Raw genomic sequence first — 5,845 nt, forward strand, 5'->3', positions numbered from 1 at the left:
CCCCCCGGGCGCGGTTTTGTGCGTGGCGTGGGTGTGTTGCCTCCGCTACGGGACGCGGCAATGTTGGCGCAATGTAAAAAATCGCACCCGGGGGCCCGAAAAAAAAGGCGCCGGGCTTTTGGCGGGGCGCTCTTCGTCCCCACTTCAAGGGAATTGGTCAGGCGCCGCGCATCAGGCAGCCGCCGGCAAGCACGATGAAAGCAATAAGAACAATCCACACCGATGCGAGTGGGATGAACGCAAGAATGCCAAGCGCGGCGAGAACGCCGATGATGGCGATAACAACGGAAATGACAAAAACGATCTGGGTGGGTGCGCTAAGATTCATGTTTGGCTCCTCGCAACATGATTCGAACAGCGGCAGTCTATCAGGCGTATGGTTACACACCAATCAGGGCCCGCAGCGGGTTCGCCGGGTCGGCCAGCAGTTTCAGCGCAAGCGCCAGACACACGATCACCAGCAGCGGCTTGATCAGTTTTGCGCCGATGCGCATGGCCAAGCTGGCGCCGACGCGGGCGCCGAGGAACTGGGCAATGCCCATCATCAGGCCGATCTTCCAATAGACGACGCCGAAGGCGGTGAAGACGATGAAGCCGCCGATGTTGGAGGCGAAGTTGAGCAATTTGGTATGCGCTGTCGCCTTGAGCACGCCGTAGCCGGCAAGTGCCACGAAGGCCAGCATGTAGAAGGAGCCGGCGCCTGGTCCGAACAGGCCATCGTAGAAGCCGATTGCCGGCACCAGGGTCAGTCCGAACAGGAATGGCGACAGGCGCTCGGCGCGGTCGACATCGTTCATGTTGGGCTTGAACGCGAAGTAGAGCGCGATGGCGATCAGCACGATGGGCAGGGCAGCCCGCAGAATGTCACCCGGCACGATCGTCGCCAGCAAGGCGCCGATGGCGCTTCCGACAAGGGCCAAAAGCGCCGATGGCAATTGCCGACGCAGGTCCACATGACCCTTCGACGCGTAGTGGATGGTCGCCGAGCCGGAGCCGAACATGCCTTGGAGCTTGTTGGTTCCAAGCGCCTCGACCGGCGAGAAACCGGCAAGCAGCAGTGCTGGAATGGTGATCAGTCCGCCGCCGCCGGCGATCGAGTCGACAAAGCCCGCAGCAAAGCCGGCGAAGGCGAGCACGGCGACGGTCTGGATGCTAAGGTCGATCATCTGATGTATGGAGCGATCCGGCTGGCTGAGATGTCGGGCGTTCGACCACGACCGCCCTGTTTGCGCAAGACCGATTCCGCGCTACCTCTATGAAGAGGAATCGGAAAGGGACCATGATGGCGTTCGCATTGCTGGACCAGATACGTCAGATCTTCGACGGCGACCCGGGCGTGCGCAAAGTGGCAGACGATCCGGTTCTGTCGGCGGAACTGTTGATGCTGTTTCGCATGATCCTGGCCGACGGATCGGTCAGCGAGAGCGAGATGGTTGCCTTCCGGCGCATCTGCAAGGATGCCTTCGGCATTGCGGAAACCAGCATCGACAGCGTCATCGAATATCTCAACGAGTTCGGCTACGAGACCAATGGCTCGCAGGCGATTGCGCTGTTCCGCGATCTCGACATCGAACGGCGCAAGCAATTGGCCCAACATATGGCGGACATCGCCAAGGCGGATTCGCAACTGGCCGAGAGCGAGGTGCGGCTGCTGCGGCGCACGCTCGACTTGCTCGACATCAGCCCGGTCGATGTGGTGAAGCGGGAAGGCTAGGCATTGCGGTTCGCTGACGCCAAGGGAGTATTCAAATGGCCTTTGCCGACAGCTATCTGGGACAATTGCGGGCACTGATCGGGAATCGTCTCGTGCTGATGCCGGGAGCGCGCATCGTCATCGAACGCGCCGACGGCCGCATCCTGTTGCAGAAACGGACCGATTTTGGCCTGTGGGGCCTGCCTGGCGGCAATGCGGAGCAAGGCGAGGGTCTGGAAGCGGTGGTCATCCGGGAGGTGCTTGAGGAAACCGGGTTGATCGTCAGTGATGTCGAACCATTCGGGTTCGGCTGCGACCCCCACTATGAAACCTTCCAGTTTCCAAATGGCGACCGCGCCCAGTTCTTCGCCTTGATGTTCTACACGCGCTTCTTTGAAGGCGAGCCGGCCGTCACCGATGACGAAAGCAGCGCCGTCGGCTGGTTTGCGCCCGACGGCTTGCCTGAAATGCTACCCAACATGGCGCGCAGCATCGACGCCTACCTCCGATTCAAGGCCACCGGAAAATTCCAGATGATCTGAGAGGTTAACCCTGTTCCTGCATTCGCCGAGCGATCGCCCGGTGCAAATCGGGGGCGGCGGTGACAAGCGCCTTGGCCGCCTCGGATTGCGGGTGATCGAGCACGTCGCTGGTCTTGCCGCGCTCGACGATCTTGCCGTCATGCATGACCAGCACCTCGTCCGTGATGGCGCGGGCGACGGTCAGGTCGTGGGTGATGAAGAGATAGGCGATGCCGAGCTTCTGGTTCAGCTCTGCGAACAAATCAAGGATCTGGGCACGGATGGAGACATCGAGCGCCGAGACCGGCTCGTCGGCGACGACCAGTTTCGGGCGGGTGATTATGGCGCGAGCGATCGACAGGCGCTGGCGCTGGCCGCCGGAAAATTCGTGCGGATATTTGTCCATGTCGCTGATGCCGAGCCCCACTTCGTGCAGCGCATGCGCCACCATTTCGCGGCGCTCGGCGCGCGTCGGCTTTTTTTCCAGAACATGCAGTGGCTCGGCGACCAGTTTTTCGACCTTCTGGCGCGGGTCGAAGGATCCGTAGGGATCTTGAAAAACGACCTGCATGTCACGTCGCGCCGGCTTCAGCTCGGCTTCGCTCTTGCCGGTGATGGTCTCGCCACGAAACCGGATCGTGCCGGAGCTCGGCCGGTCCAGCGCCAGGATCATGCGGGCGAGCGTTGACTTGCCGCAGCCGGAGCGGCCGACCAGCGCCATCGATTGACCGGGCGCCATCGACAAGGACACGTCGTCGACGGCGCGGATATCAGACGCGCGCCTGAACAGCGAGCTGCGCCGCCCGGCATAGTCGCGGGTCACGCCCTCGACCTGGAGCAAAGGTCGGCCCGTCTCGACACCATGCGGCCTGGCGCGCGCCGGCACACGCATCGAGGCCTGCGCCAATTGACGCGTGTAGGGGTGGCGCTGTTCGGAAAGCGTGCGCGCCGTGTCGCCGGCTTCCATCACCTCGCCGCGGCGCAGGATGGTGATGCGGTCGGCCATCTCGGTCACCACGGCGAGATCGTGCGAGATCAGCAGCAGCCCCATGCGGTTCTCGGCGACAAGATCGCGCAAGAGGTCGAGGATCTGGGCCTGCAGCACCACATCGAGCGCCGTGGTTGGCTCGTCGGCGATCAGCAGCTTCGGCTTCAGCGCGCATGCGATGGCGATGACGACGCGCTGGCGCTGGCCGCCCGACAGTTCGTGCGGGTAGCGCGACATCGGGAATTTCGCTTCGGGCAAGCCGACACGGTCGAGCATTTTTCGCGCCCGGTCTTCGGCTTCGGGGCGGCTTGCCTTGGTGTGCCAGCGAATGCCTTCGGCGACCTGTTCGCCGATGGTCTTGACCGGATTGAGCGCCGTCATCGGCTCCTGGAACACCATGCCGATGTCGTCGCCGCGCAGCGCGCACATCTGGTCCTCGCTCGCTGCGAGGAGGTCGATGCCGTCGAATGTGACGCGTCCGGTGGCGCGCGCGGCATGGGGCAGAAGCTGCATCACCGTCAGCGCGGTCATCGATTTGCCCGAACCGGATTCGCCGACCAGCCCCATCACTTCACCGGGCGCGACGGAAAGCTCCATACCCTTGAGGATCGGCGTGTCGCCGATGGTCAGCGACAGGTTTTGGATATCGAGCAGGCTCATCGCTGCCGCCGCGATTTTGGGTCGAGAATGTCGGCGATGCCATCGCCGAGAAGGTTCAGGCCGAGCACGGTGACGACGATCGCCATGCCGGGAAAGATCGCCATCCATGGCGCCACCACCATGCGGGTCTGCGCGTCGAACAGCATGCGGCCCCAACTCGGCATTGGCGGCTGGGCGCCCAGGCCCAGATAGGACAGCCCGGCCTCCGCAAGGATGCCCAGCGCGAACTGGATGGTGCCTTGCACCAAAAGCAGCGTGGCGATGTTGGGCAGCACATGTTCGATTGATATCTGCGTGCTGCTCTTGCCTGCGGCGCGCGCGGCAAGAATGAACTCGCGCGGCCAGATCGCCAGCGCGCCGGCCCGGGCGACACGGGCAAAGACCGGGATGTTGAAGATGCCGATGGCGATGATTGCGTTGACGGCGCCCGGCCCGAAGATGGCGGTGATCATGATCGCCGACAGCAGTGCCGGGAAGGCGAAGACGAGGTCGTTCAGCCGCATCAGCGCCTCGTCGACGAGGCCGCCGCGTGCCGCGGCAAAGGCGCCGAGCGGCACGCCGACCCCCATGCCGATGCCGACCGCGACCAGCGCCACGGCAATCGAATTGCGGGCGCCGACCATGACCATCGACAGGATGTCACGGCCGAAATGGTCGGTGCCGAACCAGTGTGCCAGCGAGGGTGCCTGTGTCTTGTCCGATATCACCAGTTTCGTGACGTCGTAGGGCGCCCACGCATAGGAGACGATTGCCATTGCCAGGATCAGCGAGGTGATGACGAAACCGGCAACGAAGGCGGTGTTCCTGAATGCCTTGGCCAGGATGCTGCCAAACGTCTCTTCGGGGATGTCTATGTGCAGTGTCATTGCCGGCTTCTCAGGCGCGGATCGACGACTGCATAGGAAAGGTCGACGAGGAGGTTGACAGCGATGACGGCGGCGACCAGCAGCATGACGACGCTTTCGACGACGATCAGGTCGCGCTGGGTGATTGCCTGGAACACCAGCCGGCCGAGGCCGGGCAGGTAAAAGACATTCTCGATGATGATGGTGCCGGCGAGCAGGAAGGCGAATTGCAGGCCCAGGATGGTCAGCACCGGGATCATGGCATTGCGCAGCGCGTGGCGCCACAGCACGGCGCGATAGGGCAAGCCCTTGGCGCGGGCGGTGCGGATATAGTCTTCGTTCAGCACCTCGATCAGCGCCGAGCGGGTGACGCGCGCCAGGATCGCCGCTTGCGGCAAGGCGAGAGCCACCGCCGGCAGCAACAGCGATTTCAGTGCCGGCCAGATGCCGGCACTCCAGCCGGGAAAGCCACCGGCAGGCACCAGCCGCAACCAGACGGCGAAGACATAGATCAGCATCAGGGCGAACCAGAAATTGGGCACGGCGACGCCAAGCTGCGCGGCGCCCATCGACACCGTATCGCCGATGCGTCCACGCCGGCTGGCGGAAAACAGGCCGACGGGGATGGCGATGATGGTGGAGAGCGCAAGCGCAATCAGCGCCAGCGGCAGCGAGACGGCCAGCCGCTCGCGCACCAGGTCGATGACCGGCACCGAATAGGTGTAGGAGCGGCCGAAATCGAGGCTGAGCAAACCGCCGGCCCAGTGCAGATAGCGTAGACCAAGCGGCGCGTTGAGGCCCATCTGGTTGCGCAGCAGCTCGACCTGATCGGCGCTGGCGTTCATGCCCAGCATCAGCCGCGCCGGATCGCCGGGCAGGATCTCGAGCACGGCGAACACCACCATGGAAGCCAGGATCAGAGTGGCGATGGCGATGGCAAGGCGTTTTAGGAGATAGGCGGTCATGGAAGGGGAGGCACTGTTGTTTTGCCCAGCGGGCAAAGGTTGCGTTCCCGCCCACCCCCCTCTGGCCTGCCGGCCATCTCCCCCGCAAGGGCAGGGCTATCGCATATGAGTAAAGAGGCGGAGGAGGTCTTGGTCGGCCCATCGTGCTTTGAGTCGTTTGTGGCTGAGCGGGA

General features: G+C 63.5%; 7 protein-coding genes. 2 read left to right on the forward strand and 5 right to left on the reverse strand.

Annotated elements, in window-relative coordinates; translation table 11 throughout:
* Nucleotides 1-157 precede the first annotated feature (157 nt).
* Both NKJ06_RS34010 and NKJ06_RS34015 read right to left on the reverse strand, forming a co-directional pair.
* Entirely contained in the window at nt 158-328 is a 171-nt protein-coding gene (locus NKJ06_RS34010; RefSeq protein WP_352633110.1) for a hypothetical protein, read from the reverse strand.
* Nucleotides 329-380: 52 nt separating this feature from the next.
* On the reverse strand, nt 381-1,166 hold the full coding sequence (locus NKJ06_RS34015) for a TSUP family transporter (protein ID WP_352633111.1): 786 nt from the start codon (nt 1,164-1,166) through the stop codon (nt 381-383).
* 116 nt (nt 1,167-1,282) lie between these two features.
* On the opposite strand from NKJ06_RS34015, the gene NKJ06_RS34020 reads away from it, so the two are divergent.
* Nucleotides 1,283-1,714, forward strand: coding sequence for a TerB family tellurite resistance protein (locus NKJ06_RS34020; RefSeq protein WP_352633119.1), 432 nt, complete (start codon nt 1,283-1,285; stop codon nt 1,712-1,714).
* A gap of 35 nt (nt 1,715-1,749) precedes the next feature.
* Nucleotides 1,750-2,235, forward strand: coding sequence for an NUDIX domain-containing protein (locus tag NKJ06_RS34025; RefSeq protein ID WP_352633112.1), 486 nt, complete (start codon nt 1,750-1,752; stop codon nt 2,233-2,235).
* Nucleotides 2,236-2,239: 4 nt separating this feature from the next.
* On the opposite strand, the gene NKJ06_RS34030 is transcribed toward NKJ06_RS34025, so the two are convergent.
* The 3 genes from NKJ06_RS34030 to NKJ06_RS34040 are packed head-to-tail and all read right to left on the reverse strand — an operon-like array spanning nt 2,240 to nt 5,672.
* Nucleotides 2,240-3,862, reverse strand: coding sequence for an ABC transporter ATP-binding protein (locus tag NKJ06_RS34030; RefSeq protein ID WP_352633113.1), 1,623 nt, complete (start codon nt 3,860-3,862; stop codon nt 2,240-2,242).
* The gene (locus NKJ06_RS34035; RefSeq protein ID WP_352633114.1) at nt 3,859-4,728 is read right to left on the reverse strand and encodes an ABC transporter permease; all 870 of its coding nucleotides are present in this window, start codon (nt 4,726-4,728) and stop codon (nt 3,859-3,861) included. Before NKJ06_RS34035 ends, NKJ06_RS34030 begins: the two co-directional genes overlap by 4 nt.
* On the reverse strand, nt 4,725-5,672 hold the full coding sequence (locus tag NKJ06_RS34040) for an ABC transporter permease (RefSeq protein ID WP_352633115.1): 948 nt from the start codon (nt 5,670-5,672) through the stop codon (nt 4,725-4,727). Before NKJ06_RS34040 ends, NKJ06_RS34035 begins: the two co-directional genes overlap by 4 nt.
* Nucleotides 5,673-5,845 lie beyond the last annotated feature (173 nt).

Source organism: Mesorhizobium sp. M0293, assembly GCF_040321735.1.
In the GTDB taxonomy this organism is placed as follows: Bacteria; Pseudomonadota; Alphaproteobacteria; order Rhizobiales; family Rhizobiaceae; genus Mesorhizobium.

Bases quoted from the DNA above. Each gene is read 5' to 3' on its own strand.
- NKJ06_RS34010 (WP_352633110.1), bottom strand. From the start codon at position 328: ATGAATCTTAGCGCACCCACCCAGATCGTTTTTGTCATTTCCGTTGTT.
- NKJ06_RS34015 (WP_352633111.1), bottom strand. From the start codon at position 1,166: ATGATCGACCTTAGCATCCAGACCGTCGCCGTGCTCGCCTTCGCCGGC.
- NKJ06_RS34020 (WP_352633119.1), top strand. From the start codon at position 1,283: ATGGCGTTCGCATTGCTGGACCAGATACGTCAGATCTTCGACGGCGAC.
- NKJ06_RS34025 (WP_352633112.1), top strand. From the start codon at position 1,750: ATGGCCTTTGCCGACAGCTATCTGGGACAATTGCGGGCACTGATCGGG.
- NKJ06_RS34030 (WP_352633113.1), bottom strand. From the start codon at position 3,862: ATGAGCCTGCTCGATATCCAAAACCTGTCGCTGACCATCGGCGACACG.
- NKJ06_RS34035 (WP_352633114.1), bottom strand. From the start codon at position 4,728: ATGACACTGCACATAGACATCCCCGAAGAGACGTTTGGCAGCATCCTG.
- NKJ06_RS34040 (WP_352633115.1), bottom strand. From the start codon at position 5,672: ATGACCGCCTATCTCCTAAAACGCCTTGCCATCGCCATCGCCACTCTG.